Origin of the sequence: Ktedonosporobacter rubrisoli, assembly GCF_004208415.1 — a bacterium.
GTDB lineage: Bacteria > Chloroflexota > Ktedonobacteria > Ktedonobacterales > Ktedonobacteraceae > Ktedonosporobacter > Ktedonosporobacter rubrisoli.
This window is the reverse complement of sequence record NZ_CP035758.1, coordinates 7,042,327-7,068,400: the sequence shown is the minus strand read 5'-3', so window position 1 is coordinate 7,068,400 and position 26,074 is coordinate 7,042,327. Positions and strand designations below refer to the sequence as shown.

At 53.8% G+C, this 26,074-nt stretch carries 37 protein-coding genes and 3 pseudogenes; 1 reads left to right on the top strand and 39 read right to left on the bottom strand.

Features of this window, described 5'->3' with window-relative positions; all coding sequences use genetic code 11:
• The first annotated feature begins 3 nt into the window (after positions 1–3).
• Positions 4–891, top strand: a complete 888-nt coding sequence (locus EPA93_RS30725) for an oxidoreductase (RefSeq protein WP_129891185.1) — start codon at positions 4–6, stop codon at positions 889–891.
• A gap of 113 nt (positions 892–1,004) precedes the next feature.
• Here EPA93_RS30725 and EPA93_RS30720 read toward each other — a convergent pair whose 3' ends face one another.
• The 39 genes and pseudogenes from EPA93_RS30720 to rpsG all read right to left on the bottom strand — a co-directional run bounded on the left by EPA93_RS30720 (position 1,005) and on the right by rpsG (position 25,767).
• On the bottom strand, positions 1,005–1,487 hold the full coding sequence (locus EPA93_RS30720; RefSeq protein ID WP_129891184.1) for a hypothetical protein: 483 nt from the start codon (positions 1,485–1,487) through the stop codon (positions 1,005–1,007).
• A gap of 165 nt (positions 1,488–1,652) precedes the next feature.
• Positions 1,653–2,027: a 30S ribosomal protein S9 gene (rpsI, locus tag EPA93_RS30715; protein ID WP_129894703.1), complete on the bottom strand. Its 375-nt coding sequence runs from the start codon at positions 2,025–2,027 to the stop codon at positions 1,653–1,655.
• A gap of 69 nt (positions 2,028–2,096) precedes the next feature.
• A complete protein-coding gene (gene rplM / locus EPA93_RS30710; protein ID WP_129891183.1) occupies positions 2,097–2,567 on the bottom strand; it encodes a 50S ribosomal protein L13 in 471 nt (156 codons plus the stop codon).
• Entirely contained in the window at positions 2,551–3,357 is an 807-nt protein-coding gene (truA, locus tag EPA93_RS30705; RefSeq protein ID WP_165423498.1) for a tRNA pseudouridine(38-40) synthase TruA, read from the bottom strand. Before truA ends, rplM begins: the two co-directional genes overlap by 17 nt.
• A 59-nt stretch (positions 3,358–3,416) precedes the next feature.
• On the bottom strand, positions 3,417–4,046 hold the full coding sequence (locus tag EPA93_RS51085) for a bL17 family ribosomal protein (RefSeq protein WP_129891181.1): 630 nt from the start codon (positions 4,044–4,046) through the stop codon (positions 3,417–3,419).
• A 1-nt stretch (position 4,047) separates the two neighbouring features.
• Positions 4,048–5,055, bottom strand: coding sequence for a DNA-directed RNA polymerase subunit alpha (locus EPA93_RS30695; protein WP_340689216.1), 1,008 nt, complete (start codon positions 5,053–5,055; stop codon positions 4,048–4,050).
• A gap of 242 nt (positions 5,056–5,297) precedes the next feature.
• A complete protein-coding gene (rpsD, locus tag EPA93_RS30690) occupies positions 5,298–5,924 on the bottom strand; it encodes a 30S ribosomal protein S4 (protein WP_129891179.1) in 627 nt (208 codons plus the stop codon).
• Positions 5,925–5,967: 43 nt separating this feature from the next.
• A complete protein-coding gene (gene rpsK / locus EPA93_RS30685) occupies positions 5,968–6,366 on the bottom strand; it encodes a 30S ribosomal protein S11 (protein WP_129891178.1) in 399 nt (132 codons plus the stop codon).
• Between the two features lie 22 nt (positions 6,367–6,388).
• The gene (gene rpsM / locus EPA93_RS30680; RefSeq protein WP_129891177.1) at positions 6,389–6,772 is read right to left on the bottom strand and encodes a 30S ribosomal protein S13; all 384 of its coding nucleotides are present in this window, start codon (positions 6,770–6,772) and stop codon (positions 6,389–6,391) included.
• 67 nt (positions 6,773–6,839) lie between these two features.
• Entirely contained in the window at positions 6,840–6,956 is a 117-nt protein-coding gene (rpmJ, locus tag EPA93_RS30675) for a 50S ribosomal protein L36 (RefSeq protein WP_129891176.1), read from the bottom strand.
• 185 nt (positions 6,957–7,141) lie between these two features.
• Positions 7,142–7,363: a translation initiation factor IF-1 gene (gene infA / locus EPA93_RS30670; protein ID WP_129891175.1), complete on the bottom strand. Its 222-nt coding sequence runs from the start codon at positions 7,361–7,363 to the stop codon at positions 7,142–7,144.
• Between the two features lie 460 nt (positions 7,364–7,823).
• Positions 7,824–8,573, bottom strand: a complete 750-nt coding sequence (map, locus tag EPA93_RS30665; protein WP_129891174.1) for a type I methionyl aminopeptidase — start codon at positions 8,571–8,573, stop codon at positions 7,824–7,826.
• A 72-nt stretch (positions 8,574–8,645) separates the two neighbouring features.
• Positions 8,646–9,296: an adenylate kinase gene (locus EPA93_RS30660; protein WP_129891173.1), complete on the bottom strand. Its 651-nt coding sequence runs from the start codon at positions 9,294–9,296 to the stop codon at positions 8,646–8,648.
• A gap of 109 nt (positions 9,297–9,405) precedes the next feature.
• Positions 9,406–10,743 carry a preprotein translocase subunit SecY gene (secY, locus tag EPA93_RS30655; protein ID WP_129891172.1) on the bottom strand — a complete coding sequence of 446 codons (1,338 nt, stop codon included), beginning with the start codon at positions 10,741–10,743 and terminating at the stop codon, positions 9,406–9,408.
• A gap of 249 nt (positions 10,744–10,992) precedes the next feature.
• Positions 10,993–11,523: a 50S ribosomal protein L15 gene (gene rplO, locus EPA93_RS30650; protein WP_129891171.1), complete on the bottom strand. Its 531-nt coding sequence runs from the start codon at positions 11,521–11,523 to the stop codon at positions 10,993–10,995.
• Positions 11,510–11,704, bottom strand: coding sequence for a 50S ribosomal protein L30 (gene rpmD, locus EPA93_RS30645; RefSeq protein ID WP_129891170.1), 195 nt, complete (start codon positions 11,702–11,704; stop codon positions 11,510–11,512). Before rpmD ends, rplO begins: the two co-directional genes overlap by 14 nt.
• A 212-nt stretch (positions 11,705–11,916) precedes the next feature.
• Positions 11,917–12,414 (bottom strand): annotated as a pseudogene (rpsE, locus tag EPA93_RS30640) (30S ribosomal protein S5); the annotation flags it as partial.
• Positions 12,415–12,506: 92 nt separating this feature from the next.
• Complete coding sequence (locus EPA93_RS49995) at positions 12,507–12,677, bottom strand: 50S ribosomal protein L18 (protein ID WP_422877899.1); 171 nt, start codon at positions 12,675–12,677, stop codon at positions 12,507–12,509.
• Positions 12,678–12,929: 252 nt separating this feature from the next.
• Positions 12,930–13,115: pseudogene (locus EPA93_RS30630) on the bottom strand (50S ribosomal protein L18); the annotation flags it as partial.
• Positions 13,116–13,220: 105 nt separating this feature from the next.
• On the bottom strand, positions 13,221–13,796 hold the full coding sequence (gene rplF / locus EPA93_RS30625) for a 50S ribosomal protein L6 (RefSeq protein WP_129891168.1): 576 nt from the start codon (positions 13,794–13,796) through the stop codon (positions 13,221–13,223).
• Positions 13,797–13,809: 13 nt separating this feature from the next.
• Positions 13,810–14,205 (bottom strand): 30S ribosomal protein S8, encoded by a 396-nt coding sequence (gene rpsH / locus EPA93_RS30620; protein ID WP_129891167.1) that lies wholly within the window; start codon positions 14,203–14,205, stop codon positions 13,810–13,812.
• Positions 14,206–14,281: 76 nt separating this feature from the next.
• On the bottom strand, positions 14,282–14,467 hold the full coding sequence (locus EPA93_RS30615; RefSeq protein ID WP_129891166.1) for a type Z 30S ribosomal protein S14: 186 nt from the start codon (positions 14,465–14,467) through the stop codon (positions 14,282–14,284).
• A gap of 14 nt (positions 14,468–14,481) precedes the next feature.
• Positions 14,482–15,024, bottom strand: coding sequence for a 50S ribosomal protein L5 (gene rplE / locus EPA93_RS30610; protein WP_129891165.1), 543 nt, complete (start codon positions 15,022–15,024; stop codon positions 14,482–14,484).
• Positions 15,025–15,028: 4 nt separating this feature from the next.
• Positions 15,029–15,418: a 50S ribosomal protein L24 gene (rplX, locus tag EPA93_RS30605; RefSeq protein WP_129891164.1), complete on the bottom strand. Its 390-nt coding sequence runs from the start codon at positions 15,416–15,418 to the stop codon at positions 15,029–15,031.
• 12 nt (positions 15,419–15,430) lie between these two features.
• A complete protein-coding gene (gene rplN / locus EPA93_RS30600; RefSeq protein ID WP_129891163.1) occupies positions 15,431–15,799 on the bottom strand; it encodes a 50S ribosomal protein L14 in 369 nt (122 codons plus the stop codon).
• On the bottom strand, positions 15,799–16,185 hold the full coding sequence (gene rpsQ / locus EPA93_RS30595; RefSeq protein WP_129891162.1) for a 30S ribosomal protein S17: 387 nt from the start codon (positions 16,183–16,185) through the stop codon (positions 15,799–15,801). The genes rplN and rpsQ overlap by 1 nt, the downstream gene beginning before the upstream one ends.
• Positions 16,185–16,391, bottom strand: coding sequence for a 50S ribosomal protein L29 (gene rpmC / locus EPA93_RS30590; RefSeq protein WP_165423497.1), 207 nt, complete (start codon positions 16,389–16,391; stop codon positions 16,185–16,187). The genes rpsQ and rpmC overlap by 1 nt, the downstream gene beginning before the upstream one ends.
• Positions 16,378–16,806: a 50S ribosomal protein L16 gene (rplP, locus tag EPA93_RS30585; protein ID WP_129894701.1), complete on the bottom strand. Its 429-nt coding sequence runs from the start codon at positions 16,804–16,806 to the stop codon at positions 16,378–16,380. Before rplP ends, rpmC begins: the two co-directional genes overlap by 14 nt.
• Positions 16,807–17,174: 368 nt before the next feature.
• A pseudogene (gene rpsC, locus EPA93_RS49990) lies at positions 17,175–17,894 on the bottom strand (30S ribosomal protein S3); the annotation flags it as partial.
• A gap of 21 nt (positions 17,895–17,915) precedes the next feature.
• Positions 17,916–18,266 (bottom strand): 50S ribosomal protein L22, encoded by a 351-nt coding sequence (gene rplV / locus EPA93_RS30575; RefSeq protein ID WP_129891159.1) that lies wholly within the window; start codon positions 18,264–18,266, stop codon positions 17,916–17,918.
• 2 nt (positions 18,267–18,268) lie between these two features.
• Positions 18,269–18,556, bottom strand: coding sequence for a 30S ribosomal protein S19 (gene rpsS / locus EPA93_RS30570; protein WP_129891158.1), 288 nt, complete (start codon positions 18,554–18,556; stop codon positions 18,269–18,271).
• A complete protein-coding gene (rplB, locus tag EPA93_RS30565) occupies positions 18,556–19,395 on the bottom strand; it encodes a 50S ribosomal protein L2 (RefSeq protein WP_129891157.1) in 840 nt (279 codons plus the stop codon). The genes rpsS and rplB overlap by 1 nt, the downstream gene beginning before the upstream one ends.
• Before the next feature lie 12 nt (positions 19,396–19,407).
• Complete coding sequence (gene rplW, locus EPA93_RS30560; RefSeq protein ID WP_129891156.1) at positions 19,408–19,704, bottom strand: 50S ribosomal protein L23; 297 nt, start codon at positions 19,702–19,704, stop codon at positions 19,408–19,410.
• Between the two features lie 17 nt (positions 19,705–19,721).
• On the bottom strand, positions 19,722–20,420 hold the full coding sequence (rplD, locus tag EPA93_RS30555) for a 50S ribosomal protein L4 (protein ID WP_129891155.1): 699 nt from the start codon (positions 20,418–20,420) through the stop codon (positions 19,722–19,724).
• A gap of 5 nt (positions 20,421–20,425) precedes the next feature.
• The gene (gene rplC / locus EPA93_RS30550; RefSeq protein ID WP_129891154.1) at positions 20,426–21,232 is read right to left on the bottom strand and encodes a 50S ribosomal protein L3; all 807 of its coding nucleotides are present in this window, start codon (positions 21,230–21,232) and stop codon (positions 20,426–20,428) included.
• 120 nt (positions 21,233–21,352) lie between these two features.
• Positions 21,353–21,670 carry a 30S ribosomal protein S10 gene (gene rpsJ, locus EPA93_RS30545; protein WP_129891153.1) on the bottom strand — a complete coding sequence of 106 codons (318 nt, stop codon included), beginning with the start codon at positions 21,668–21,670 and terminating at the stop codon, positions 21,353–21,355.
• A 59-nt stretch (positions 21,671–21,729) separates the two neighbouring features.
• Positions 21,730–22,935, bottom strand: a complete 1,206-nt coding sequence (gene tuf / locus EPA93_RS30540) for an elongation factor Tu (RefSeq protein ID WP_129891152.1) — start codon at positions 22,933–22,935, stop codon at positions 21,730–21,732.
• 276 nt (positions 22,936–23,211) lie between these two features.
• On the bottom strand, positions 23,212–25,287 hold the full coding sequence (fusA, locus tag EPA93_RS30535) for an elongation factor G (RefSeq protein WP_129891151.1): 2,076 nt from the start codon (positions 25,285–25,287) through the stop codon (positions 23,212–23,214).
• A gap of 9 nt (positions 25,288–25,296) precedes the next feature.
• Complete coding sequence (rpsG, locus tag EPA93_RS30530; protein ID WP_129891150.1) at positions 25,297–25,767, bottom strand: 30S ribosomal protein S7; 471 nt, start codon at positions 25,765–25,767, stop codon at positions 25,297–25,299.
• Positions 25,768–26,074: the final 307 nt, after the last annotated feature.

Sequence of the window (26,074 nt, the reverse complement as noted above, 5' to 3'; positions counted from 1 at the left end):
TCTATGTCTCAGACATATGTGCCCACAAAAGATACCTCATCCTCCCGCGTCTGGTTTCTTACAGGAAGTAGCAGCGGCCTGGGGAGGGCCTTAGCTGAAGCGGTTCTGGCCCACGGGGATCGCCTGGTAGCAACCGCGCGTCACCCGGAACAACTGGAGGACCTCACACTTCTCTATCCTAATCGCCTGCTGACCGCACAATTGGATATCATGAGCGAGGAACAGAGTAAAGCAGCAGTTGCTCAGGCCATGAAAACCTTTGGGCGAATTGATGTCCTTGTCAACAATGCTGGCTTTGGCCTCTTTGGCGCAGTCGAGGAAGCCAGCGCTGCCGAAGTACGCCAGCACTTTGAGACGAATGTCTTTGGACCCTTGAACGTCACGCGGGCCGTACTGCCTGTTCTGCGGGCCCAGCGTCAGGGCCATATCTTGATGCTCTCGTCGCTAAGTGGGATTGTCAGCACAATGGGGATGGGGATGTACAACGCGAGCAAATTTGCCATCGAAGGGTTCTCAGGAGCCCTTGCCCAGGAGATAGCCCCCTTGGGCATCCACCTTACCCTCATCGAACCAGGCATGTTGCGCACAGACTTTACCGGGCGCTCGTTGAAGATGGCTCAGCACACGATTGGGGACTATGCGCAAACAAGTGGCATGGTAATTGAGTGGAACAAGCAACATGTCAACGGAAAACAACAGGGAGATCCGGCTCGCGCAGCGCAAGCGATGATTAAAGTGGTCGAGTCTCCTGAACCACCCCTCCGTTTGGTACTGGGGGCCGATGCGTTGGAGATGATTCGCAAAAACCTTGCCTCGATGGAGCAGGAAATGAAAGTATGGGAGGCCACATCGCTCTCCACAGCCTTTAGCAATGAGAAGGTTTCCTCTTAAGGGCCCAGTTGAGAGACCCTTGCGGGCGAGAAGGGTTGCCTCCTCTTCCAAGATCGAGAAAGCACGTGAGCGAGAGGTGAAGCATCAGTGCTCTCGGCCTGCTTCATTACGCATTAGCGCTTCAGTTCTACCAGCATCACCCAGCCATTTGTCAGAGCCCAGATAAAGGAAAAGAGGATGCCGGGGACGGTCAAATACACACCAACAGGCCCACGTAGAAGCAGGAGCGCGCCCGCGATGAGAAATGGGAGCGTCGAGGCCTGGCCTAGCAAGAAAGATAGGAGGAGGGTGGACCAACTTCTTGTCCTGGAGAGCATACGGTAGGAGCGCCACAGATTGACACTCATCACTATCCAATCGAGAAGTCCAACGAGTAAAACTTCGCTGCCAAGTAGGAGAGCAGGTTGCTCGGGAACTAGCATCAGGGATGAGATAGTCAGTGCCGCACCCAGGACAATTACAGACATCAGGCTCAAAGAGGCCAATCCCTGACTGGCGACGATCTCTTTGAGATTGATCGAGAGGGCCACAAAGAACAAACCAGCCAATGCGGCAGCCGCTCCAACTTCAGCAACAAAAAAACTTTCCCAGTTCATCGTGTATGTGCAATCCTTCTTTATTAAGAGAGCAATGAGCGCTCGGCCAATCGTTGCTCAGAACTGTAATTTCGCGCAGCAAAAAAGCCCTGTCAGAAACGTTTACTGGCAGGGCATATTTGTTTTTCTAACGGTCTGCAGAAGTAGCACGAGGCGCTTGATTGATTAACGCTTCGTGTACTGTGGAGCCTTACGGGCACGCTTGAGACCTGGCTTTTTACGTTCCTTCATGCGAGGGTCGCGGGTCAGATAGCCGGCCTTACGCAGAGAGGCTTTGAAATCGCCATTCATGCGTACCAGCGCCCGGGCCAACGCGTGGCGAATAGCACCGGCCTGGCCATTGGTGCCGCCGCCTACTACGCGAATCGTAATCGTATAATTATTATTGAGGTCAAGGGCACGGAATGGCGCAGCGATCGTCGCCATATATGCCTCGCGCTGCCCAAAATAAGCCTGCGCATTTTTGCCATTGACAGTGATACTACCATCGCCATTGGGGAAGACACGCACACGAGCTACAGCCGTCTTGCGCCGTCCCATACCATAGTAGTATTCACCCTTGATCGTCTCACTCTTGATGGTATCGGCCAAGGTACCTTCTCCTCTTCTTTACTCAGCCTTCGCTGGTTGCTTCAACAACGCCTCTGGGCCAGTCCAGGGCACTGGCTTCTGTGCCTGGTGCGGATGCTCGGAACCGGCATAAACTTTAAGGCGCTTCATAATGTCCGCGCCCAGGCGATTGTGCATCACCATACCGCGTACAGCATGCTCCAGAGCGCGCTCGGGATGCTTACCTTCAAGGGTCTGGCGCAGAGTGCGCTGTTTCAAGCCGCCAGGATACTGCGAATGGCGATAGTAGATCTTCTGGTCAAGGCGTCGGCCCGTGACCGCAATCTTATCGGCATTAATCACAACCACAAAGTCTCCGCTCTGGAGATGTGGAGTAAAGGTTGGTTTATGCTTTCCGCGCAAGATCTGCGCGATCTGTGAGGCCACGCGACCCAGTATCTGACCCTCGGCATCAATGACATACCAAGTGGGTTGCAGATCAGCGGCCTTGGCGCTATATGTCTTCATCATTATTCGTTACTCCAAACTTCTCAGGATATCTAACCCGTACCAGACACAGCCCATGCGATGGGGCCACTGAACCAGGGTGCGTCTTATCTGCACGCTCTACGATAGAAGCAAACTCAGCGAGGCAGAGACGCTTCTGCCCAACTAGCACCAGCGTACCAACCATTCTCCGAACCTGCCCGGTGAGAAAGGCATCGGCAGTGAAATCACAGAAGATCAAGCCTTGTTGCGCTTCCTCACGGAGGCAACGTGCCTCTAGCATCGTGCGAATGCAGTGGTGCGGTCCCGGCTTCAGCGGGTTCGTCTCATCGGGACTGCGCCCAAACGCTCCAAAATCCTTACGCCCTAACAGTAGCTGGCATGCCTCTTGCATCAGGTCCACGTCTAAGGGCCTGGGAGAGTGAAAACTATACCGTGCCCGCAAGGCTGATCGAGCGCCATTATTCCAGATAGTATAACGATAAGAACGGCTAAGCGCGCTAAAGCGCGAATGGAAGCGTTCAGGAACCTCCCCGGCCCATCGTATCGCTACAGTGCCAGGCAAGACAGCATTTAAGGCGCGCTGCCACACCTGGGGCGTTAAATGCGAACGGGTATGAAAATTGATCATCTGCCCACTCGCATGTACTCCGGCGTCAGTGCGGCCAGCCCCATGTACAGTTGACATTTCGCCGGAGATGCGAGCGATAGCCGCCTCTAGCGTTCCCTGTACAGTTGGTCCATGGCTATCAGGCTGACGTTGAAAGCCATGATAATCGGTGCCATCATACTCAACAGTACATGCAATGTTCATAGCATATATCTTCGCGTACATGAAGGCCGCCGGACGCGATATAGTCAGAAATCCTGACCCTACACAAGAGCGATCTGCGCCATCTCAGCGGCATCACCCTTACGTCGGCCCAGTTTGGTAATGCGTGTATAACCGCCGTTGCGGGTGGCATAGCGAGGAGCGAGCTCCTCAAACATCTTCTTCACAACAAGTTCATCGGGAAGAGCGCTCAAGATAGTGCGGCGCGCATGCAGCTCAATGACCATAGCCTGATAAGCTGCCTGTAGAGCCTTCTCGGCCTCGCCCTCGTCAGAGAAAATGCGCAGCAACTCGTCGCGGCGTCCCTTCAGCTTATCCTCAAGGAATTTGCGGCCCTGGCTGGTAAGAGGACTCTTACCCTGCGCAAGACGCTCCTCATTATTGCTAGCAACCTTCAAATCGAGCGAGAAACGCCCCCGGCGGGCAAAAGCCAGGATCTGGGCTGCCTTTTCCTGATCGGGGACTGCCGCTGCCAGATAAGCCTGAGCCGACTTATGTCCCTCGATGGCCTTGTGAATTAACTTTTCTACTTCTCCGCGGATAGCACGGGCGCGTGCCTCCGTTGTTTGTATGCGGTCGTAACGGATGAGACCAGCCATCATATTGCGGCGCGCGGAACGGCGGCGCGGCTCGGGCATGTTCATCCGATTGCCGGCAACTCTGTGCCTCAACTCATTCCTCCATTTCGTGATCGCCGTCCGTATCGGCGCCAACAGTGCTGGTACGAGGATTGGGTAGGAAGTTGCGCGCGAGCAGGCGCTCACGCAACTCCTGCAAGCTCTTCTCACCGAAGTTACGCACACCCAGCAGATCTTCCTCGTTCATCGAAAGAACCTGGCCAACCTTCGTGATATTGCTGCGCTTCAGGCAGTTATAGGCACGAACCGAGAGATCAAGCTCCTCGATAGGCGTATCGTAAATTTTCTGGGGGATGGGCAGACTGCTCAACGGAGGCTTCTCAATCTCAGGCACGGCGGCACGATAGTTGGCAAGCAACGTGAAGTGCCGCACCAGGATATCAGCACTCTGGTGCAGTGCATCATCGGGAGTGATAGTCCCATCCGTAAGTATCTCAAGGACAATCTTGTCATAGTTGGTCATCTGTCCTACGCGTGTGTGCTCAACGGTATAATTAACCTTCTGCACAGGCGTATAGATAGCATCGACCGGTATGACTCCAATTGGTTGATCCTCTTTTGAGTCTGCGGGCACATAGCCCCGGCCGGCCTCAACGACCAGCTCCATATCAAGACGAGCGTTATCGCTATCAAGCGTAGCGATATGTAGCTCGGGATTGACAATCTCTATAGTACTGGGAGCAGCAATGTCTGCTGCTGTGACCTCACGCTCACCGCTCACCTCAAGCCTCATAGAGACCGGATGATCGGAAAAGCTGCGTAGACGCAATCTCTTTACGTTTAGCACGATATCGGTGACATCCTCCATGACCCCTGGGATGTCCTGAAATTCGTGCTGCACCCCCTCGATGCGAATAGAGGTCACTGCTGCACCAGGCAAAGACGACAGCAAAACGCGCCGTAGTGCATTGCCTAGAGTCATTCCATACCCCGCCTCTAACGGCTCAATATCGTAGCTCGCATAATTACCCTGTGTTTTTGTATTTTTAATGCGAGGCAGAGTAATATCTAGCAAGGTTCTAACCTGCCTTTCTTTTTCCACCGCTATTCGCTACAGATTCCATGAAGCTCGCCTGGCGATGCACCAGGGAGCGCCAAGGATCTGAAACGTTGGTAGTCCAAGAGTTCGCGCCAGGAGCAATCGACGCGGATCGCCCCGGCCTGACCCTCTACTTCTTCAACACATGCCGCTCTGCGGCCCCTTTATAGATAATTGTGTAGACTATATACAAACTTCCGCTAACCTATCCAGCATGTGCCAAGAGGTACCGCTGACTCAACGTATTATCGCTGATAATATTCAACCACCATTTGCTCATCGAAGGGCAGTTCGAGATCCGCACGCGAGGGAACAGTAATAACCCGGCCGGACATCTCATTGGTATCCAGACTCAGCCAGGCAGGGACACCCTTCTGAGCCAGGAGCAAGGCGCGGGCCTTGAAGTACTCCAGACCTTTACTCCGCTCACGCACAGTAATCACATCGTTGGGTTTAGCAATAAATGAAGGTATATCTGTCTTGCGGCCGTTTACGGCGAAATGTCCATGACAGACCAGCTGGCGAGCCTGAGCGCGCGAATCGGCAAAGCCCAGGCGATACACCAGGTTGTCAAGGCGCATCTCCAGGATCTGGAGCAGATTCTCACTGGTCTTGCCCGGTCGGCGGGCTGCGGCATCGAAGTGCTTATGGAATTGCCGCTCTAGGATACCATAAGTGCGACGTACTCTCTGCTTCTCACGCAGCTGCTTTGCATAGCCAGACTCTTTGCGTGAACGACCACTACCATGCTGTCCTGGTTTGCTACTGCGGCGCTCAAGTGTGCAGTGAGTCATGCACTTGTCGCCCTTTAGAAAAAGTTTTACCCCCTCACGTCTGCAGAGTTTGCAGACCGGGCCGGTATAACGCGCCATCTAGTTGAATCCTCCTCACACGCACAGCGTGACTTATCCAGGGCTATACACGACGCCGTTTGGGCGGTCTGCAGCCATTATGTGGAATCGGTGTAACATCTGTAATCGAACTGACAGTCAGCCCTGCAGACTGCAAAGAGCGAATGGCGGCCTCGCGGCCAGAGCCAGGCCCCTTGACATAGACGTCGATCTGGCGCAAGCCATGGTCCATCGCCTTGCGCGCGGCAGTCTCAGCCGTGACCTGCGCGGCATAAGGCGTGCTCTTACGCGAGCCCTTAAAGCCCTGGCTACCAGCACTTCCCCAGGAAAGCACATTTCCGTTGGGATCGGTAAGCGTCACAATTGTATTATTAAACGTCGCTTGAATATGTGCTTGCCCTCGCGGCACCGATTTACGTTCACGCCGCCTGACTTTACCTGTTGGTCTCTTTTTATCTGCCATTGTTGTGCATTACCTCCCGGCGTTACTTCTTAGCGCTGGCCTTCTTCTTGCCAGCCACAGTTCTCTTCGGTCCACGGCGCGTACGAGCATTGGTACGCGTACGCTGACCTCGTACTGGAAGGTTGCGGCGGTGGCGCATACCACGATAACAGCCGATCTCGATAAGCCGCTTGATGTTCATATCTACTTCGCGGCGCAGATCTCCCTCGACTTTATGCTCGCGGTCAATCACTTCACGTAGTCTATTGACTTCTTCCTCGGTCAGGTCTTTTACCCGGGTATCAGGATTAATGCGTGTTCGTTCCAGGATTTTGCGGCTCGTGGTAAGCCCAATCCCGAAAATGTAGCACAGCGAAATCTCCACGCGCTTCTCACGTGGAATGTCAACGCCGGCAATTCTAGCCATCTTTCCCTCCAGCTGCGGACCTCGCACCCAAATTCTCTGCCTGAGCTACAAGGCCCGGAATGCCATATTAGCCTTGTTTCTGTTTATGCTTTGGATCTTTACTGCAAATAACCATCACAACACGATTACGGCGGATGATTTTGCAGCCATCACAACGTGGTTTTACTGAGGCACGCACCTTCATGGCTTGCCCTCCTCAAGTTAAAAGTTCAAATTAAGACAGCAATAAGCGGGTGCCCGTTTTGACAAACATTTGGCCCCTCTTATCTGGCCTATTTCCGTTTACATGACGCCGATCAGGTTCAAATTCCTCCGATGACGCATCCACCAGAGGAAGGGGAATAATAAAGGATGCTTCTTTTCACCACGTCAAGCTTTGACACGCCATGTGATGCGTCCCCGCGTCAGGTCGTAGGGAGATAGCACAACTCTCACCTTATCACCCGGCACGATGCGCACAAAATTCATGCGTATTCGCCCTGAGAGGACAGCCAGGACCTCGTGATGTTCGTCGATTTCAACCTTGAACATGGCATTGGGGAGGGCCTCTACTACTCTACCCTCTACTTCGATTTCATCCTTTTTTGGCATAGCATCCTTTCCCTAGCGGCGGGACTATTCTTAAAATTGCTCTTTCTGCGCCTCACAAGGATTCACTTCGTGTGGCAGCCATCACACAAGTACTTAAGGCACAGCATAATTCCTTAGTCTGGTTCTGCTAAACCAGCTACTTTCAGCTTTACCTGGAATAATTTGGAATACTCCGGTATAGGTTGCAAAGTATAAAAGGGCAGCAGTCGATACTGCTGCAGCCAACTACGAATTATAGCATACTTCCATGAAGAAGTCGAGAGAAACTTTGTCAATAGTAGGACTATTTAATATCCTTACCTTTGTCCCTCCACTCCATAAGAAGGGGAACACGGGGGCACCCCGTACCCCGGCAAGGTTCTGACGTCCCTTGCATCTCCACTCCACAAGAAGGGGAACACGGGGCACTCAGTACCCTGGCAAGGCTCCGACGAACCCTGCACCTCTTTGCTATAGTTTGTTAAAGTGTCAGAATCTCTGCATCTCCTGTGGTGACGGCGATGGTATGCTCAAAATGAGCTGTCATGCTATGATCGGCGGAGATGACCGTCCAATCATCAGCGAGCACCTGCGTCTCCTTCTTGCCCATGATTACCATAGGCTCTATCGCAAAGACCATGCCTGGTTTAAGTATGTAGTTGGGATAACCCCGCTCAACATAGTTGAGTACTTGTGGGTCTTCGTGCATATGTCGACCCACACCATGCCCACCATACTGGCGTACAACAGAGTAGCCCGCCGCCTCTACAAACTGTTGCACCGTGCGGCCGATATCTTGCAAATGATTGCCTGCCCGCGCCGCGGCGATACCCTGGTAAAGCGCATCTTCGGTCACTTTCAAGAGCTGCTGATCTTCGGCTTTCACAGTTCCTACCGGCACGGTGATTGCAGAATCTGCATGCCAGCCGTTATAGCTGGCGGCTAGATCGAGGGTGATGATATCACCCTCTGCCAGGACGCGCTCTCCGGGAATCCCATGTACAACTTCATCGTTTACAGACGTACAAAGCGAAGCTGGGTAACCATGATAGCCCAAAGAGCTTGATTTGGCCCCCCGACGCGCCAGGGCCTCTCTACAGAGCTTATCAATCTCGGCAGTCGTTATCCCTGGGTGGACTGCATTGCGCAACTCTGCCAGGATCTCTGCTACGATACGTCCGGTTTCACGTATCTTAGCGCGCTCTTCTTTCGACTTAAGTATAATTGCCATAAGACTTTTCTTCCAGAAAAAAGCGGGATTTAGAGATACGACGCCCCATACTGGCAATCCCTAGACTTTTCTCTATAACCGATCTGTAATCGCTTTAACGAGATCTTTATGTACCTTCTCAACGTCTTGATTGCCGTTAACAGTCGCTAACTTGCCTTCATCTCTATAATAGTCGAGAAGTTTAAAGGTCCCATTAAAAAAGATATCCAAACGTTTTTGTACCGCCTCGCCCTGATCATCGGAGCGCTGGTACAGCTCACTTCCATCCAGGTCACAGATGCCCGGAACCTTCGGAGGGCGCGTGTTGATGTTGTAGATGTGCTGGTTTGCCCGGCAGATATATCTACCTGAGAGTCGCTTGAGTAAAATCTCGCGCGGCACCTCTAGATAGACCGCAGTATCTATAAACCGGTCAGCCTCCTGCAACCCCCTATCCAATGCTTTCGCCTGCTCTAATGTGCGCGGGAAGCCGTCTAATAGTACTCCCCGAGCGCAGTCAGGCTCCTGAAGTCGGCTGAGTACCATGGCGACCGTAATATCGTCGGGGACCAGATCGCCCCTGTCGATATATATCTTGGCCTTCATGCCCAACTCAGTCCCTTGAGCAATAGCACTACGGAACAAGTCCCCACTAGCAACGTGGAGGACCCCGAGAACCTGCGCTAGCTTCTCAGCTTGCGTCCCTTTTCCCGATCCTTGTGCTCCAATTAGGATGATATTCACGTTTTTCCTCCGATGGAAGTGCGTTAAGAGCGCGCCTTTGTGCCCTCAGCAAAACACTAAGATGATGACGACGAGCAATGAAAGCAGCCACTGCTTCGTCCACATGATCTTATGACAGGAAGCCCGAATAGTTACGCATAACCATCTGGGATTCCAGTTGTCTGACCGTATCCAGCACGACACCGACGACGATCAGGAGGGAGGCGCTACCAAGTAGCTGGTTTGCACCCACGCGCGCTACAAACGGTAGTATAGCCACGATTCCCAGGAATAGCGCACCACCAAGGGTAATACGATTGAGAATATTACTTAGATACCTGCTAGTTGGCTCGCCAGGTCGATACCCTGGAATAAAAGCCCCTTGCTTCTGCAGGTTCTCCGGAATATTCTGCTGCTGCCACATTACGTATGCGTAGAAGTACGTGAAGGCCACTACTAACAGGAAGTAGAGAGCCCAGTACCACCACTGCTGGGTGTTGACCAGATACGTTGCAACCCAGACCGAGATGTCCTTCAGCCAGCCTACGTTGCTCGTTGTCAGGTACTGCGAGATGACAGCCGGGAAGAGTAACATGGACTGTGCGAAGATCAGCGGGATCATACCGGCGCTATTGACCTGCATGGGAATGTATGTTGTCTGCGCAGATCCCACCAGCATGCCGCGCCCGACCTGGCGCTTGGTTGGATATTGAACTGGAACGCGCCGCTGCCCCTGGTAGATGTAGACAATGCCGACGATGGTAATTAGACCGATTATCAGGAAGACAGCTATACTGATAACGCCGCTTCCACTTCCACCACCGGAGGTTGCAGCGATATATCCTTGTTGTACAAACTGGGGAATCCGGCTTACGATACCGCCAAAGATAATTAGCGAGATACCATTCCCAATACCTTTTTCGGTAATCAACTCACCAAGCCAGACGAGGATCATAGTTCCGGCGATCAGGGCAAACATAATTGCCCAGGTATTCAAGGCATACTGAGGATCTATGAGACTAAAGTTCTTGAGCACTCCCGCCTTCTGGTAGATCGCACATTGACCCAGGGCCTGCAAAAAGGCCAGCGGCACCGTAATAATACGGGTGATCTGGCTGAATTTCAGGCGTCCAGCTTCGCCCTGCGTCGAAAGATTCTGCAAGGCCGGGATAATCGGCTGCAGAAGTTGCATCACAATGGTAGCTGTGATATACGGGTAAACACCAAATGCGACAATTGAGAAAGTCTGCAAAGATCCACCGGAAAAGACATCCATGAGCCCTAATAACTGGCCTAGATTGCCATTCTTATTTGTGTTGAAAAGTTGGACCAGTGCATTATGTTCATCAGGCGTTAAGGGAACAGTAATATTGGCGAGTACGCGGAAAACTAATAACAGCCCCAGCGTGAAGAGAATCTTATTGCGCAGATCAGGTGCTTTCCAGATACTACGCAGCCGTTCCCACATGGGAGCCTCCTTCCAAATTGCGACCCTCATCCAGCCACAGGTGCGTTGTAGCACGGCGATGAAGATATTAAAGACCGACAATATATACTATAACACGTTATACGCACAAGATGCCAAGGGGTTAAACCTCGACCGTAGTTATAATCCCTTTCTGCTTTTCTCCTCCCTCAACGGGGGAGATCAGGCCTGGCGGGATGGGCCCGCCAGCCGGGGATTTTTCTATGGTCTAGAAGGTTTAACCCTGGAATATTACTGCTGTGCTTTAGCTGTATCGTCTTTACGTCGCTTTGTCTTCTCGTAGACTTTAGTCGGGATGATCTCAACGCTACCGCCAGCTGCCTCGATTTTTGCGCGCGCGCTGGCCGAGAATTTATGTGCATGCACAGTCAAAGGGCGGTCGATCTCGCCATCGCCAAGAATCTTAATCAGGCCTCTTGCCTCGGCTGGCGTGAGCACTTTCTGCTCTACCAGATTTTCGGGACGGACCTGAGCTCCAGCTTCGAAGAGATCAACGAGGTCAACGACATTAATGACTGTATAGACATCTTGCAAGGCCGAAAAGCTATTTCTGGCCGCACCCATGCCGCGCTGAAATGGCAGGCGCTTTGAGAGGCGAGTCTGTCCACCGTTAAAGGCGCGATGGATGCTCCCACCTGTACGCGCCTTCTGTCCCTTTGTTCCACGCCCTGCCGTTTTGCCGCGACCTGAGCCGTGGCCACGGCCAACGCGTCTTTCAGCCTTGTGCGAACCAGGGGCTGGCCGCAAATCAGAGAGTTTCACTGATAATCTCCTCCACCTGTACCAGGTGCCTTACTTTGCGGATCATACCACGCACGGCGGGCTGATCATCTTGCTCCACTGTCTGCTGTAACTTGCGCAGACCTAATGCTCGAATCGTTGTTTTCTGATCTTTAGGGTAGCCGATTGAGCTTTTTACCCATTTTACACGCAATTTTGCCATTGCTCACTCCTCTATCGGCGGCGGTCTCCGCTGCCACCACTACGGCGGGAGCCTCGATCTCCACGGTCGCCACCGCGGCGATCACGGTCGCCACCACGACGGCCGGCGAGGGCTCTATTCTCGCGGGCTTCCTCTTCGCGGGCCGCGCGCGCTGCTGCCGCTTGCTCAGCCGCATTGGCTGCCGCGACTGCGATCTGCTCGGCGCGCTTCTTGCCAAGGATTTCGGCGACGGTCTTTCCACGCCGTGCGGCTTCCGCCTCGGGGGAGCGCAATTCGCGCAAAGCTTGCAGGCAGGCCTGGACTGTGTTCGCCTTATTGGTGCTGCCAAGCGTCTTGGTTAAGATATCGCGAACTCCTGCTGCTTCCATTACCGCACGCACAGCTCCTCCGGCGATCACGCCTGTACCAGGGGCTGCCGGCTTGAGGAGCACTTCTGATGCACCGAAGGTAGTCTTTACCATAAAGGGAATAGTCGTTCCGGCAAGGGGTACCTGGATCAGGTGCTTCTTGGCATCCTCGACTCCCTTACGGATGGCTTCTGTATATTCGCCTGCTTTGCCGAAGCCAAAGCCAACGTACCCATTGCGATCACCGACTACCACCAGGGCACGAATGCTAAATCGCCGGCCACCTTGGTGCACCTTGGAGACGCGGCTGACTTCAACCACTGTCTCTTCCAGGTTTAGTTTTGAAGCATCTATTCTTGCCATGTCTTTCCGTTCTTCTCCTAATTACCCCATGCGTGAATTGCATATCGCGGCTCTAGCCTGCTGCTTACACGCATGAAAGGTAGCCATGTGGCCTAGAAATCCAGCCCTACTTCACGTGCGCCTTCGGCCAGGGCGGCGATGCGCCCATGATAGGCGTAGCCACCACGATCAAAGACGACGCGGCTTACGCCCTGCTCTTTTGCACGCTGAGCAACAAGCTTGCCTACTTCGCGAGCCAGAGCGACTCTGCGGTTGTTGGCGATAGCGACGAGGGCCTCAACTGGTGTCTTCGTCTCACCTTTTTGTGCGGCCGGCAGGACTGTTTTTACCTGCGCCGGCTGACCGCCCTTAGCTGGTGCGCTCTTCTGCTTGCCCTTGGCTTCAGCTTTAGGGGCTTTAGCGCCTTTTCCTCTGGCCGGCGCTGCTTCCTCGGCTACTTCTACTGGAGCTTCCGTGACGGCTGACTCGTGTCTGGTTGGCTCAGTCGCAACGGCGGCAGGTTGAAAATTACGTAGATCCGTTTCCAGTGACGATGCTGCGACCAGGGTTTTGCCGGTGCTATCATCGATGATCTGAGCATAGATATGCTGCCCACTGCGGAATACATTCAAGCGTGGACGAGCCGATGTACCTTCCAGATGGCGTCTCATACGCTGGTGCCGTCGCAGCCGCGCCTGATTTGCATGAAATTGTTTAATCATAGTCTCTTTCGCTTCCTCTTTCTTAAAGGATAAGCGTGAAAAGCGAGGGTTATCTGAGAAACGTGGTCGGCACTACGTTTCTTCCTGAACAGCCCTCAACTTTGCTTATTTCTTCTTACCACCGACTTTACCGGCCTTACCTGCCTTGCGCCGGATCTTCTCGCCCGCGTAACGGATACCTTTGCCTTTGTAGGGCTCTGGCTTACGGATGCGGCGAATGGAGGCTGCGACCTCGCCCACAAGCTGCTTGTCAATGCCGCTGACGCTCACTTTTGTGGCCTTGGTTGCCGCGTCCACACCATCGATATTTAAAGTAATGCCTGTGGGTGGCTGCACCTCTACCGGATGCGAGTAGCCTACCAGGATAATCAGGCTGTCGCCAACCTTGGAGGCGCGATAGCCTACGCCGTGGATCTCTAGCTGTTTTGTATACCCACTCGTCACGCCCACTACCATGTTGTTAACGAGGGTACGATAGAGACCGTGTTTTGCTTTATGCTCCTTGCTTTCCGAGGGGCGGTTAATGGTGAGCTGGCCGTCTTCGAGCTTGAGCTGCAAGGCTGAATCAACCTTATACGACAGCTCTCCTTTGGGGCCTTTCACCGTTACCAGATTATCCTCGTTCCAGCTCACCTGCACCTTCGGCGGTACCGCGATGGGAGCGCGTCCAATACGAGACATTCTGTACCTCCCTCTACCAAACGTAGCAGATGACTTCGCCGCCAAGCCCTTGCTTATAGGCGCTTGAACCGGTCATCAAGCCCCTTGGCGTCGAAAGAATCGCAACTCCCAGGCCGCCACGAACTCGTGGAATGCCTGCTTTCTTAGTATAGACACGCAGGCCTGGCTTACTGACACGCTTTAACTGCGTTAGAACAGGCTTCTTGTCTACATAACGCAGCGTTAAACGAATCGTCCCCTGGGGATTGTCTTTAAGGATCTCAATATCCTTAATATAGCCTTCTTCTTTCAGCACACGCGCAATACCCAGCTTCATTTTCGAGGCAGGAATCAGTACGCGAGTATGTCGTGCTGTTGCCGCATTGCGAATGCGTGTGAGCATATCCGCAATGGGATCAGTCATGTTCATGGATTATCCTCCACATTTAGCAGGTACGAAAACTGTACTGTTTGTCCTCGCCCTTTGCACCATTTCATCTTCGCGACTACCAGCTCGATTTTGTCACACCGGGTAGTTCACCACGTAACGCACGCTCACGGAAGCAAATACGGCAGAGGCCGAATTTACGAATGTATGCGCGAGGCCGCCCACACACATTACAGCGGTTATGCTGCTGCACCTTGAATTTGGGCTTGCGTTGCGATTTTACAATCATCGAGATTTTTGCCATTGCGCCCTCCAGCGTTACTTCTTAAAGGGCATGCCCATCAAACTGAGCAGCCGCCGTCCCTCTTCATCGGTACGTGCCGTTGTAACCACACTGACTTCCATACCGCGCACCTTATCGATTTTGTCGTAATCGATCTCGGGGAACACTAATTGCTCGCGTAAACCAAGTGTATAGTTGCCGCGACCATCAAAGGCTTCGGCTGACACTCCCTGGAAGTCGCGCAGGCGTGGCAGGGCCACGTTCATCAACTTATCAAGGAAGTGATACATCCGCTCGCCGCGCAGTGTTACCATGCAGCCGATCTGCATGCCTTCACGTAATTTGAAGGCTGCGACCGAGCGCTTGGCACGCGTAATAACAGGTCGTTGGCCGGTGATGGCTGCTAGATCGGAGACAGCGGCATCCATGGCTCTTGCGTTCTGGATAACCTCTCCCATGCCGATATTGACGACAACCTTATTCACTTTGGGGACCTGCATCGGGTTGTTGTAGTTAAACTCCTTCCGCAGGGATGGCGCAATCTCCTGTACATATTTTTCTTTCAAGCGCGATGCCATAAGTCTAACTACTCCTCGTCCGATCTTGAATGACTTTTCCGCACTTCTTGCACACGCGAACCACGCGTTTCTTTTGATCCGCGCCCATGGGCCGGCGATCGTGAGCGACGCGTGTGCGCTCACCGCACTCGGTGCATTTTAGCATGACGTTCGAGACATGAATAGGCATGGCCTTCTCGATGACGCCACCCTGCTGGGTCTGACCTTGCGGGCGAATATGTTTCTTAACAATATTCCTGCCTTCGACGATCACTTTGTTGATCTGAGGCAAAGCCCGCGAGATCGTGCCTTCTTTCCCTTTATCCTTGCCGGTAAGAATGACGACGGTATCGCCCTTTTTAATATTCAACTTGGCAAGGTGGAGCGGCTTGTGTTCTTTCTGTTTTACTGCCATCTTCTACCTCAGTTAGAGCACTTCAGGCGCCAGTGAAACGAGTCTGGCAAAGTTTCGTTCGCGCAACTCGCGGGCTACTGGGCCAAAGATACGCGTGCCACGCGGGTTGTTGCCAGGGCCAAGGACGACGGCGGCGTTCTCGTCGAAGCGAATGTGCGAGCCGTCAGGGCGGGAGTATTCTTTGGATACTCGCACGACCACGGCATTTACGACGTCACCCTTCTTTACCTGCCCATTGGGGGCAGCCTGCTTCACAGAGGCCTTGATGATATCTCCTACCTCTGCGTAACGCTTGGCTGATCCGCTCATTACGCGAATACACATCAGCTCTTTTGCGCCGGTGTTGTCGGCGACTTTCAGGCGTGTCTGCGGCTGAATCATTATTCATTTCCTCCCTGCTCCGCCGACTCTTCCTCTTGCGCTGCCGTCAGATTAGGATCAGCCTCAGCCAGCACTTCTGCAACTGGCACGATGCCGCTACCACGCTTCACGATCTCGACAAGGCTCCAGCGTTTCAATTTGCTCAGCGGCCGGCTCTCCTCGATGCGTACGAGATCGCCGATCTGACAGGTATTTTCCTCGTCATGTACATGGAAGCGCTTGGATTGCTTAAACGTTCTCTTATAGATACGATGCTTCTTTAAAGTTTCTACGACGACCACAATGGTCTTGTCCATTTTATTGCTTACCACACGCCCAACTTTTTGTTGCCGGCGGCTCTTCTCGGTGGCCGGGGCTGGCGTGGGAGCCGCGCTTTGCTGCGTCATTATTCACTCTCCAAGATGGCTATGTGATGCAACAGCCGTGCAACATCCTTACGCGTCTGCGCAAACACGCGGTTATTCTTTACCTCACCACGCTGTTGCTGCAAGCGAAGGTTGAACAGTTTGAGGCGCAGCTCTTTGAGCTCTTTCTGCGCCTCTCCAAGAGTGTATTCCTGGATCTGCTTACGGCGTTCCTTAAGCTTCGACACTTTCCGCCTCCCCTCGTGTAATAAAGCGGGCTTTGACTGGCAGTTTATGGGTTGCCAGGCGCACAGCTTCCTTGGCGATTTCTTCGCTTACGCCGCTGATCTCAAAGATGACGCGTCCGGGTTTAATGACGGCGACCCAATGGTCAGGGGCGCCCTTACCGCTACCCATACGGGTTTCGGCTGGCTTGGCGGTTACCGGCTTATCCGGGAAGACTCGAATCCACACTTTACCACCGCGTTTCATATAGCGGGTAAGCGCAATACGAGCCGACTCAATCTGGCGTGCCTCCAGCCAGCAGGACTCCAGAGCCTGCAGGCCGAACTCGCCGAAAGAGAGTACATTACCGCGCAGGGCCTCTCCTCTATTGCGACCGCGATGCTGTCGCCGATACTTTGTACGTGACGGTGCCAACAACATGGCTTAACTCTCCTCTACTCGCTCTGAGTGGCCTCAGACTTACCGGCATCTGTGGCTGGTGTGGTTGGTGGAGTTGGCGGCGTTACTTGTGCCGTTGGTGCATTAGCAGGGCTAGTATTCTCAGGTGTTTGTCCTGCCTGAGCCTGTGGCTGCTGCTGACGCGGGGGCCTCTCACCCTGTACGCGTGGGGTCCGTGGACCACGATCTCCGCCCTGACCCTGTGCGCGTGGTGGGCGCTCCCCCTGAGGCCTATCGCCGCGTGGAGGACGCTCGCCGCCGCGCTGGGGACGCTCGCCACGTTGTGGCCTATCGCCGCGCTGGGGGCGGTCACCGCCGCGCTGGGGACGATCGCCACGTCCGCGTGGGGCACGATCGCCACGGCGCTCTCCTCCTTCGCGTGGAGCAAAGGATGGCTGGGCTGTGCTCTCCTGGGCCTCGATTCCTTCGCGGCGCTTGCTAGGAAGAACCTCTCCACGATAAATCCAGACTTTGATACCTATGACGCCAAAGGTGGTATGAGCTTCGGTCTGACCGTAATCAATATCAGCTCTCAGGGTATGCAGGGGAACTTTCCCCTCAACCTCTTTTTCGGAGCGCGCAATTTCTGCTCCGCCAAGGCGCCCTCCAACGATGATCTTGATTCCTTTGGCATTAGCGCGCATCGACTTCTGAACTGCCTGCTTCATGGCACGGCGGAACGAGACGCGCTTCTCCAACTGCTCGGCGATGCTGCGTCCCACCAGGGTGGCGTCAAGCTCAGGCTGGCGCAGCTCTTTAATCTCAATGCGCACACGCTTCTTGGTCTTGTTTTCAAGCGTGGCCTTGAGGCGCTCAACCTTTTCGCCGCTCTTGCCGATGACAATTCCAGGCTTGGCCGTATGGATGGTTACCAGGACCTGGTTGGCGGCCGCGCGCTCGATCTCGATGCGCGACACTGCTGCGTTGGCAAGTTCTTTATTAATAACCTGGCGAACCAGAAAATCCTCGGCCAGGATATCTTTGTATTCCCGCTCGGCAAACCAGCGAGACTGCCAGTCCTTGATGACGCCGAGCCTGAAACCTGTGGGATGCACTTTATGTCCCAAAAGTGTACTCCTTCTTCGCGTTTAGCGGCCCGCGTCAGCCGGATCATCTGAAACAACCACTGTCACATGGCAGAAGCGGCGCAAAATACGAGCTGCACGGCCATGGGAGCGCGGCTTTACACGCTTAATCCGAAACGAGTCATCCGCCACAATATTGAGAATATACAGGTCATCCGGATTGAGATTATAGTTATTCTCCGCGTTTGCTGAAGCTGAGGCCACCACCTTGCGAACAGGAGTAGCGCCGGCCTGAGGCAAGAACTGAAGAACAGCCAGAGCCTCATTTACCCGAAGTCCCTTTACCGCGTTGGTGACAAGGCGCATCTTACGCGGCGAAACGCCGATATTTTTTGCAATAGCCCTGACTTGCATAACTACCTCACCGAAGTGGTCTTTTCATTCTTACCACCGGCATGACCACGGAAGTGCCGAGTGGGGGCAAACTCACCTAACTTATGACCCACCATGTTCTCAGTAATGTAGATGGGTACATGGGTCTTCCCATTGTGGACACCAATCGTCATGCCCACCATCTCGGGGAAGATCATTGAAGCGCGCGACCAGGTTTTAATGAGACGACGCTCACCGCTGCGCCGCATGCCCAGCACTTTTTTCCTGAGCGACTCATGAATGTATGGCCCTTTTTTTCTTGAGCGCGACATTACTTTCTCCTTCTGCCTGCATTGCGTCGTCTGACAATGAAGCGATCAGTCCTCTTATTTCTGCGAGTCTTGTAACCCAGTGCCGGCTTGCCCCAGGGAGTCTGTGGCTGTCCGCCGATGGGTGCGCGACCCTCACCACCGCCATGAGGATGGTCACGAGGATTCATAACAGAGCCACGTACCGTAGGACGGCGGCCCATATGGCGCGCACGACCCGCTTTACCGATACTGCGGTTCTCATGATCGATATTGCCAACCTGGCCAATCGTGGCCATGCATAAGATATGGACGTTGCGCTGCTCACCTGAGGGCAGGCGAATCAAGGCATAATCGCCTTCTTTAGCCATCAGCTGGGCACCTACACCGGCTCCGCGTACCATCTGGCCGCCGCGTCCGCGCTCCAGTTCGATGTTATGAATGGTTGTACCGGTCGGAATATTCTTCAACGGCAGCGCATTACCCACTTTGATATCGGCCTCGGGTCCGGCCATAATGCGATCGCCCACCTTCAGACCGAGTGGAGCGATGATGTAGCGCTTCTCGCCGTCTACATAGTGCAGAAGGGCAATACGAGCCGAGCGATTTGGATCGTATTCAATCGCGGCAACCTTGGCTGGAACGCCCAGCTTGTTACGCTTAAAATCAATCAAACGATAGGCGCGCTTTGCGCCGCCCCCGCGATGCCGCGTAGTGATCTTACCCTGGTTGTTACGACCAGCCTTCTTTGTAAGCTTGACGGTCAGAGACTTCTCTGGCTTCGTCTTCGTGATCTCCTCGAAAGTCGAGACAGACATGCCTCGACGCCCGGGAGATGTTGGTCGGTACTGTCTAATTGGCATCTCTCAAATCCCTTACGCCTTCAATGCATCGATTGTCTGTCCTTCGCGCAGGGTGACAATCGCCTTTTTCCACTCGCGAGCCTCTACAGGTCGAGGAGCCGCGCCTCGTCGCCGGATCATTTTTGGCTTACCCGGCAAACGTACAATATTCACTGAGACTACCTTAACGCCGAAGATAGTTTCGACTGCACGGCGTACGTCAATCTTGTTTGCGTCCAACGCCACTTTAAAGGTGTATTTATTCTGCTCTTGCAGCTTCACCGATTTCTCGGTGATGATACCCTGGCGCAGTACTTCCGTGATCTCCACTGTGTTCTCCTCCTCGCCTATGCTTCGCTCTCGGCAGCAGCAACCTCACCGGCGATCTTGTGGCTTGCCTCCTCTGCGCTCAGGCCCTCGCCAAACACCATCTCAATCCAACGTATTGTGTCGAGTGGCATAACCACATAGTCATGCTTGAGCAGCTCGACGACGTTAATTGAAGATACATGCTGCACTTTGGCCATCGGGATGTTGCGAGTTGACAATACTACATTTTCATCGCGCTGGGGCAACATCATCAGAACGCGCTTGCCCTGATGGCTGGGCAGTTTGCTCAGAAGGTTGAGCATGTCCTTGGTACGCGGGCTCTCTAATGAGAGGTCTTTGACCACGATCAGGCTCTCGTTAGCAACCTTGTCTGAGAGTGCCGAGCGAATTGCTAAACGGCGCATCTTTTTGGGTACGTCATGATGGTATGGATGCGGCCTTGGACCAAATACAGTACCACCGTGGCGAAACTGAGGAGCGCGCGTGCTACCCTGACGAGCACGGCCAGTCCCCTTCTGCTTATATGGCTTCTTGTTGCCGCCCGAGACTTCGCTACGAGTCTTGGTTGAAGCATTACCCTGCCGGCGATTCACCAGTTGAGCTGTCACTACCTGGTGGAGAACCGCCACATTGGGGGTGACTCCGAACACCTGCTCGCTCAGTTCGAGCTTATCTACGGCCTCTCCGGCCATGTTGTACACTGTAGTCGAGGGCATTTCGGTTACCTCATCACATGCTTCTTAATCATGAGCAAGCCGCCATTGGCACCAGGCACCGAACCCTTAACCACCAGCAGATTGCGCTCAGGATCAGCTTGAATCACTTGCAGTTTCTTGGCCGTCACGCGCACATTACCCATTTGGCCGGCCATGCGTGTCCCCTTCAAAACGCGTCCGGGGGTCGTTCCAGAACCAATGGAGCCGGGGGCTCGTGTGCGGTCTGACTGACCATGAGTCTTGGGGCCTCCACCAAAGCCATGGCGCTTGACTCCACCCTGGAACCCTTTACCTTTGGAGGTTCCAATAATGTCAACCGACTCGCCGTTCTTAAAAATGCTTGCATCGATGAGCGAGCCCAGTTCCACTTGCTCTGTTTCGGGGCCCGCCTGCAGTCCTACTTCGCGCAGCACTTTGAAGGGTCCCAGCTCGGGCCCTGGTCGGCGCTGACGGTTCTCCTGCACCTTCAATAGCTTCTGAATCTGTTTGTCAAGTTTCTCAGGCTGCTCGCTTGCCTCGGCGCCTTCATTTTTGGCGCTGCGCTGTTCTTGTTGATGCGTTTGTAAGCGCTTGCGTTGAGCCTTCAATAAGGGTAAGCGATGACCTAAATGTCCCAATTCGGGACGCGCAACATTCTTAGTTGTTGTCTGCTCAAAACCAATCTGGACGGCTTCATAACCGTCGCGTGCAACAGTCTTGATCTGTGTCACGACACAGGGGCCGGCTTCTATCACGGTGACTGGAATGACGGTTCCGTTAGGGCCAAACACCTGGGTCATGCCGATCTTCCTGCCCAGTAATGCATTTAGCATATCTCATAACCTCTCTACGCATCCAGGAAAATAGCACAAAAGGATCTCGTGCCAGGCACTTTACTGGATGTAAGATAGTAATTTCTTCTCTGCAGGTTCCGCAGTATTACCGTCCGGCCCTTACAGTTTGATCTCGATATCTACGCCTGCAGGTAGATTCAAACGTGTTAAAGCCTCAACAGTTTTGTTCGTCGGATCAATGATGTCAATCAGGCGTTTATGTGTACGAATCTCAAACTGTTCACGTGCATCTTTGTCAACAAACGTTGATCGCATAACTGTGTACTTGTCGATCTCTGTAGGCAGAGGCACCGGCCCTGAGATGCGTGCCCCCGTTTGTTGTGCAGTATCAACAATCTTCATTGCCGACTGATCGAGGATTCGATGATCATAAGCCTTAAGGCGAATACGAATGCGCTGTTTCGTTCCCGTAGCCATATCTTTCTCCTGATATAGGATGGGGCCAGGACTCTTGAAGGGTCTTGGCCCCATTTATTTTATGCTATGACCTTGGTGCAGACACCAGCGCCAACGGTGCGGCCACCTTCACGGATGGCGAAGGAGACGCCTTCTTCCATGGCGACAGGCTGGATCAGCTCGACGGTCATCTCGATATTGTCGCCCGGCATGACCATCTCGACGCCTTCGGGCAGCTTAATGGCGCCGGTGACGTCAGTGGTGCGCACATAGAACTGGGGGCGATAGCCGTTGAAGAAGGGGGTATGTCGGCCTCCCTCTTCCTTGGAGAGCACGTAGACCTGCGCCAGGAAGGTCTTGTGCGGCTTGATGGAGCCGGGCTTGGCAAGCACCTGCCCACGCTCGATGTCGGTGCGCTCAACCCCACGGAGCAGACAGCCCACGTTGTCGCCGGCAAGGCCTTCGTCAAGGGTCTTCTGGAACATCTCGACGCCAGTGACCACGACGGTGCGGCTCTCTTCTTTCATGCCCACGATCTCGACGTTCTCACCAGTCTTGACGCTGCCACGCTCGATACGACCAGTGGCCACGGTGCCGCGTCCCTTAATGCCGAAGACGTCTTCGACGGGCATGAGGAAGGGCTTGTCAAGAGGACGCTCAGGAGTGGGGATGTAGCTATCCACCTGATCCATGAGCTCCCAGATGCACTTGGCGGCAGGATCGTTGCGCGAGAGATCGCCTTTGCTTTCAAGAGCTTTGAGGGCGGAGCCACGAACGACGGGGACATCATCGCCGGGGAAGCTGTTCTTGGAGAGCAGTTCGCGCACTTCCAGCTCGACGAGTTCGAGCAACTCTTCGTCTTCGAGCATGTCGACTTTGTTGAGGAAGACGACCATGGCCGGGACGTTGACCTGGTGAGCGAGCAGGATGTGCTCGCGGGTCTGAGGCATGGGGCCATCAGGAGCGCTCACGACCAGGATCGCGCCATCCATCTGGGCGGCGCCGGTGATCATATTCTTGATGTAGTCGGCGTGTCCGGGGCAGTCCACGTGGGCATAGTGGCGTTTCTCGGTCTCGTATTCCAGGTGCGCGATGGCGATGGTGATGCCACGCTCGCGCTCTTCAGGCGCCTTGTCGATGCTGTCGAAGGCGGCATATTTGGCAAGCTGAGCAGAAGCTAGCACCTTGGTGATAGCCGCCGTCAGGGTCGTCTTGCCGTGGTCAATGTGTCCAATGGTTCCCACGTTCACATGCGGTTTTGTCCGCTCGAACTTCTTCTTAGCCATTTGTTTCCTCTTTAGTTTATTTCTTTCTCTGCTGCGTACTCTGCAGTGGATGCAGAATGACACATAGCTGTCGGGCTATTCGCTCTAGCCACAGCTGGGTTGCTCGGGAGGCCTGTTCCCTGAATTCGGCACCGAGCCCATGTAAACGTAAAAGCAGTATAAAAGCAACCAGGAAGATCTTGTAGGGAAGAGTGCAGATCTCCCGGATATAATCGGTTTCAGAATGCTGGGAGGTAGAACTGTCAGCTCCCAGTCATTATAACTCGCAATTGTGCCTTACCGGTTGGACTTAGCAATAATTTCTTCGGCAACATTCCTTGGCACTGGTTCGTAGTGCGAGAGCTCCATAGAATAACTTGCGCGCCCACTAGTCATAGAACGGAGGTCACTTACATAGCCAAACATCTCAGCCAGGGGGACATGAGCACGTACCACATGCATTGTTCCACGACTCTCAACGCCCTGGATTGTTCCACGACGACGGTTGAGGTCGCCAATAACATCTCCGTAAAATTCTTCTGAAGTGGTCACTTCCACCTGCATCACAGGTTCCAGCAGAATTGGGGCCGCCTTGCGCGCTGCCTCGCGGATCGCTAGAGAGCCAGCGGTCTTAAAGGCCATTTCACTTGAGTCGACGTCGTGATATGATCCATCATAGAGGGTCACTTTCACATCGACCATGGGAAAGCCGGCGACGATACCATTCTCCAGCGCTTCGCGCACGCCGTTTTCGACGGGCTTAATATATTCCTTGGGCACAATGCCACCGACGATAGCATTGACGAATTCGAAGCCTTTGCCACGCTCGTTGGGTTCAGCCTTTACCCAAACGTCACCATACTGGCCATGACCGCCAGTCTGACGCACGTGCTTACCTTGAGCCTGAGCCGGTTTGCTAATGGTCTCGCGATAGGCTACCTGCGGACGTCCGACATTTGCCTCGACCTTAAATTCGCGGAAGAGGCGATCAAGGATAACCTCCAACTGCAGCTCGCCCATACCGGAGATCACGGTCTGGCCGCTCTCTGGATCGGTGCGGGTCTGGAAGGTCGGGTCTTCTTCAGCCAGCTTATTAAGCGCGATGGCCATCTTGTCCTGATCGGCGCGTGTCTTTGGTTCAACCGCAATATCGATAACAGGTCTTGGGAAGACTATGGATTCCAGAATGATCGGGTTTTGCGCATCGCAGAGCGTATCACCAGTAAAGGTATTGCGCAGACCTACTGCCGTACAGATATCTCCCGCTCGGATCTCGTCGATATCTTCGCGGTGATTGGCGTGCATACGTAGTAGACGGCCAATACGCTCAGTCTTGCCCTTTGTGCTATTCTCAATCGAGGCGCCCTTGGACAGCGTGCCCGAATAGACGCGCAGGTAAGAGAGACGGCCAACAAAGGGATCAGAGACGATTTTAAAGACCAGCGCACTGAAAGGTGCACTATCATTAACTTCGCGCACGACCTCCTGATCGGTATCGGGATCAATACCGGTAGGCGGATCGATATCCAACGGAGAAGGCAGGTAGGTGATGACTGCATCGAGCATCGCCTGGACGCCCTTATTCTTCAGCGAGCTGCCGCAGAGTACCGGGACCAGCGCGCCAGAGATAGTAGCTTTGCGAAGAGCTGTGATGATCTCTTCCTTGCTAATCTCCTCGCCTTCAAGGTACTTAAGCGTTAGCACCTCGTCGGTCTCGGCAATGCGCTCGATCAGCGCTTCACGATGCTGCTCATACTCAGCTTCCATACCCGTTGGAACTTCTGTGCGATCCGAAGTTGTGCCCAGGTCATCGGTAAAGATAATCGCCTGTTGTTCGATGAGATCGATGAAACCCTTAAAGTTACTTTCGCGACCTATCGGAATCTGGATCGGCAGAGGTATTGCCCCCAGGCGCTCCTTGATCATCTCGACAGTGCGCCAGAAGTCAGCTCCGATGCGATCCATCTTATTTACAAAACAGATACGAGGGACGTTATATTTGTCAGCCTGCTTCCATACCGTCTCGGACTGTGGCTCTACGCCAGCAACAGCGTCGAAGACGACGACGCCGCCGTCGAGGACACGTAGAGATCGTTCGACCTCAGCCGTAAAGTCTACGTGGCCGGGAGTATCAATGATGTTGATACGATGATCCTGCCAGAAACAAGTTGTTGCAGCCGACGTAATCGTAATGCCGCGCTCCTGCTCCTGGGGCATCCAGTCCATGGTAGCGGCCCCTTCATGTACTTCACCAATGCGGTGAATCTTCTTCGTGTAGAAGAGGATACGCTCCGTAGTAGTCGTCTTACCGGCATCAATATGAGCGATGATACCAATATTTCGCGTTTTTTCGAGTGGGAATTCTCTTGGCATGATGTATTATTACCAGCGATAATGTGCGAAAGCCCGGTTGGACTCCGCCATTTTATGGGTCTCCTCACGTTTTTTTATGGTTGCGCCTTGACCCGCCGCTGCGTCCATTAATTCGCTGGCCAGTTTATCTGACATCGACCTACCGTTACGGGAACGGGAAGCCCGAATCAACCAGCGCATAGCTAACGCGCTCCCACGATCTCTGCGCACATCGACAGGGACCTGGTAGGTTGAGCCGCCGACGCGACGGGGTTTTACCTCGATGGTTGGAGTAGCATTTTTCAGTGCCTGCTCAAACACATCGAGAGGTGACCGCTTCTGCTTTGCTTCAATAGCCTCAAAAGCGTCGTAAATGATCCGCTCAGCCAGGCTGCGCTTTCCGTCAAGCATAAGCTTGCTAATGAAGCGGGCAACATTCCGGCTTCTGTATTTTGCATCCGGCACATCTGGCCGTCGCACTACTCTCTTACGTCTTGGCAAGTTCTGCCTCCTCACTTCCCCCTTATGTTGTGGCTGCAGCCTGTTATGCTTAGTTTCTGCTGCAATCTGTTCTGTCGTACTGCCCCTCAACATCAGGGATAAGATAATCAGTGAATAACCTAGCGGACACCAGAAAAGGCGTCGATTCGATTGAGGAGACGCTCCTCAACCTTCTTCGGACGCCTACACGCGGGTGCCTATCCTAATTCCGCTCACTAGATCACTTCTGATCTACCTTGTTCGCAGCATTCACAACTGAGGGGTGAATCTGGTGAACCAGGAGGACACCCGACCATCATCGTCGAGA

Excerpts from the sequence above, each read along its gene's own strand:
- EPA93_RS30615 (WP_129891166.1), bottom strand. The coding sequence starts at position 14,467 with ATGGCAAAAATCTCGATGATTGTAAAATCGCAACGCAAGCCCAAATTC.
- rplN (WP_129891163.1), bottom strand. The coding sequence starts at position 15,799 with ATGATTCAGCCGCAGACACGCCTGAAAGTCGCCGACAACACCGGCGCA.
- rpsJ (WP_129891153.1), bottom strand. The coding sequence starts at position 21,670 with ATGGCTACGGGAACGAAACAGCGCATTCGTATTCGCCTTAAGGCTTAT.
- rplB (WP_129891157.1), bottom strand. The coding sequence starts at position 19,395 with ATGCCAATTAGACAGTACCGACCAACATCTCCCGGGCGTCGAGGCATG.
- rplF (WP_129891168.1), bottom strand. The coding sequence starts at position 13,796 with ATGTCTCGTATTGGACGCGCTCCCATCGCGGTACCGCCGAAGGTGCAG.
- rpsQ (WP_129891162.1), bottom strand. The coding sequence starts at position 16,185 with ATGACGCAGCAAAGCGCGGCTCCCACGCCAGCCCCGGCCACCGAGAAG.
- rpsI (WP_129894703.1), bottom strand. The coding sequence starts at position 2,027 with ATGGGACGGCGCAAGACGGCTGTAGCTCGTGTGCGTGTCTTCCCCAAT.
- rpmD (WP_129891170.1), bottom strand. The coding sequence starts at position 11,704 with ATGGCAAAATTGCGTGTAAAATGGGTAAAAAGCTCAATCGGCTACCCT.
- fusA (WP_129891151.1), bottom strand. The coding sequence starts at position 25,287 with ATGCCAAGAGAATTCCCACTCGAAAAAACGCGAAATATTGGTATCATC.
- rplX (WP_129891164.1), bottom strand. The coding sequence starts at position 15,418 with ATGGCAGTAAAACAGAAAGAACACAAGCCGCTCCACCTTGCCAAGTTG.
- map (WP_129891174.1), bottom strand. The coding sequence starts at position 8,573 with ATGGCAATTATACTTAAGTCGAAAGAAGAGCGCGCTAAGATACGTGAA.
- rpsH (WP_129891167.1), bottom strand. The coding sequence starts at position 14,205 with ATGAACATGACTGATCCCATTGCGGATATGCTCACACGCATTCGCAAT.
- truA (WP_165423498.1), bottom strand. The coding sequence starts at position 3,357 with ATGAACATTGCATGTACTGTTGAGTATGATGGCACCGATTATCATGGC.
- EPA93_RS30720 (WP_129891184.1), bottom strand. The coding sequence starts at position 1,487 with ATGAACTGGGAAAGTTTTTTTGTTGCTGAAGTTGGAGCGGCTGCCGCA.
- rplD (WP_129891155.1), bottom strand. The coding sequence starts at position 20,420 with ATGCCCTCGACTACAGTGTACAACATGGCCGGAGAGGCCGTAGATAAG.
- rpsK (WP_129891178.1), bottom strand. The coding sequence starts at position 6,366 with ATGGCAGATAAAAAGAGACCAACAGGTAAAGTCAGGCGGCGTGAACGT.
- infA (WP_129891175.1), bottom strand. The coding sequence starts at position 7,363 with ATGCCAAAAAAGGATGAAATCGAAGTAGAGGGTAGAGTAGTAGAGGCC.
- rpsS (WP_129891158.1), bottom strand. The coding sequence starts at position 18,556 with ATGTCGCGCTCAAGAAAAAAAGGGCCATACATTCATGAGTCGCTCAGG.
- rplV (WP_129891159.1), bottom strand. The coding sequence starts at position 18,266 with ATGCAAGTCAGGGCTATTGCAAAAAATATCGGCGTTTCGCCGCGTAAG.
- rpsD (WP_129891179.1), bottom strand. The coding sequence starts at position 5,924 with ATGGCGCGTTATACCGGCCCGGTCTGCAAACTCTGCAGACGTGAGGGG.
- secY (WP_129891172.1), bottom strand. The coding sequence starts at position 10,743 with ATGTGGGAACGGCTGCGTAGTATCTGGAAAGCACCTGATCTGCGCAAT.
- rplC (WP_129891154.1), bottom strand. The coding sequence starts at position 21,232 with ATGCTAAATGCATTACTGGGCAGGAAGATCGGCATGACCCAGGTGTTT.
- rplM (WP_129891183.1), bottom strand. The coding sequence starts at position 2,567 with ATGATGAAGACATATAGCGCCAAGGCCGCTGATCTGCAACCCACTTGG.
- EPA93_RS30725 (WP_129891185.1), top strand. The coding sequence starts at position 4 with ATGTCTCAGACATATGTGCCCACAAAAGATACCTCATCCTCCCGCGTC.
- rpmJ (WP_129891176.1), bottom strand. The coding sequence starts at position 6,956 with ATGAAGGTGCGTGCCTCAGTAAAACCACGTTGTGATGGCTGCAAAATC.
- rplE (WP_129891165.1), bottom strand. The coding sequence starts at position 15,024 with ATGGCATCGCGCTTGAAAGAAAAATATGTACAGGAGATTGCGCCATCC.
- rpsM (WP_129891177.1), bottom strand. The coding sequence starts at position 6,772 with ATGGCTAGAATTGCCGGCGTTGACATTCCACGTGAGAAGCGCGTGGAG.
- tuf (WP_129891152.1), bottom strand. The coding sequence starts at position 22,935 with ATGGCTAAGAAGAAGTTCGAGCGGACAAAACCGCATGTGAACGTGGGA.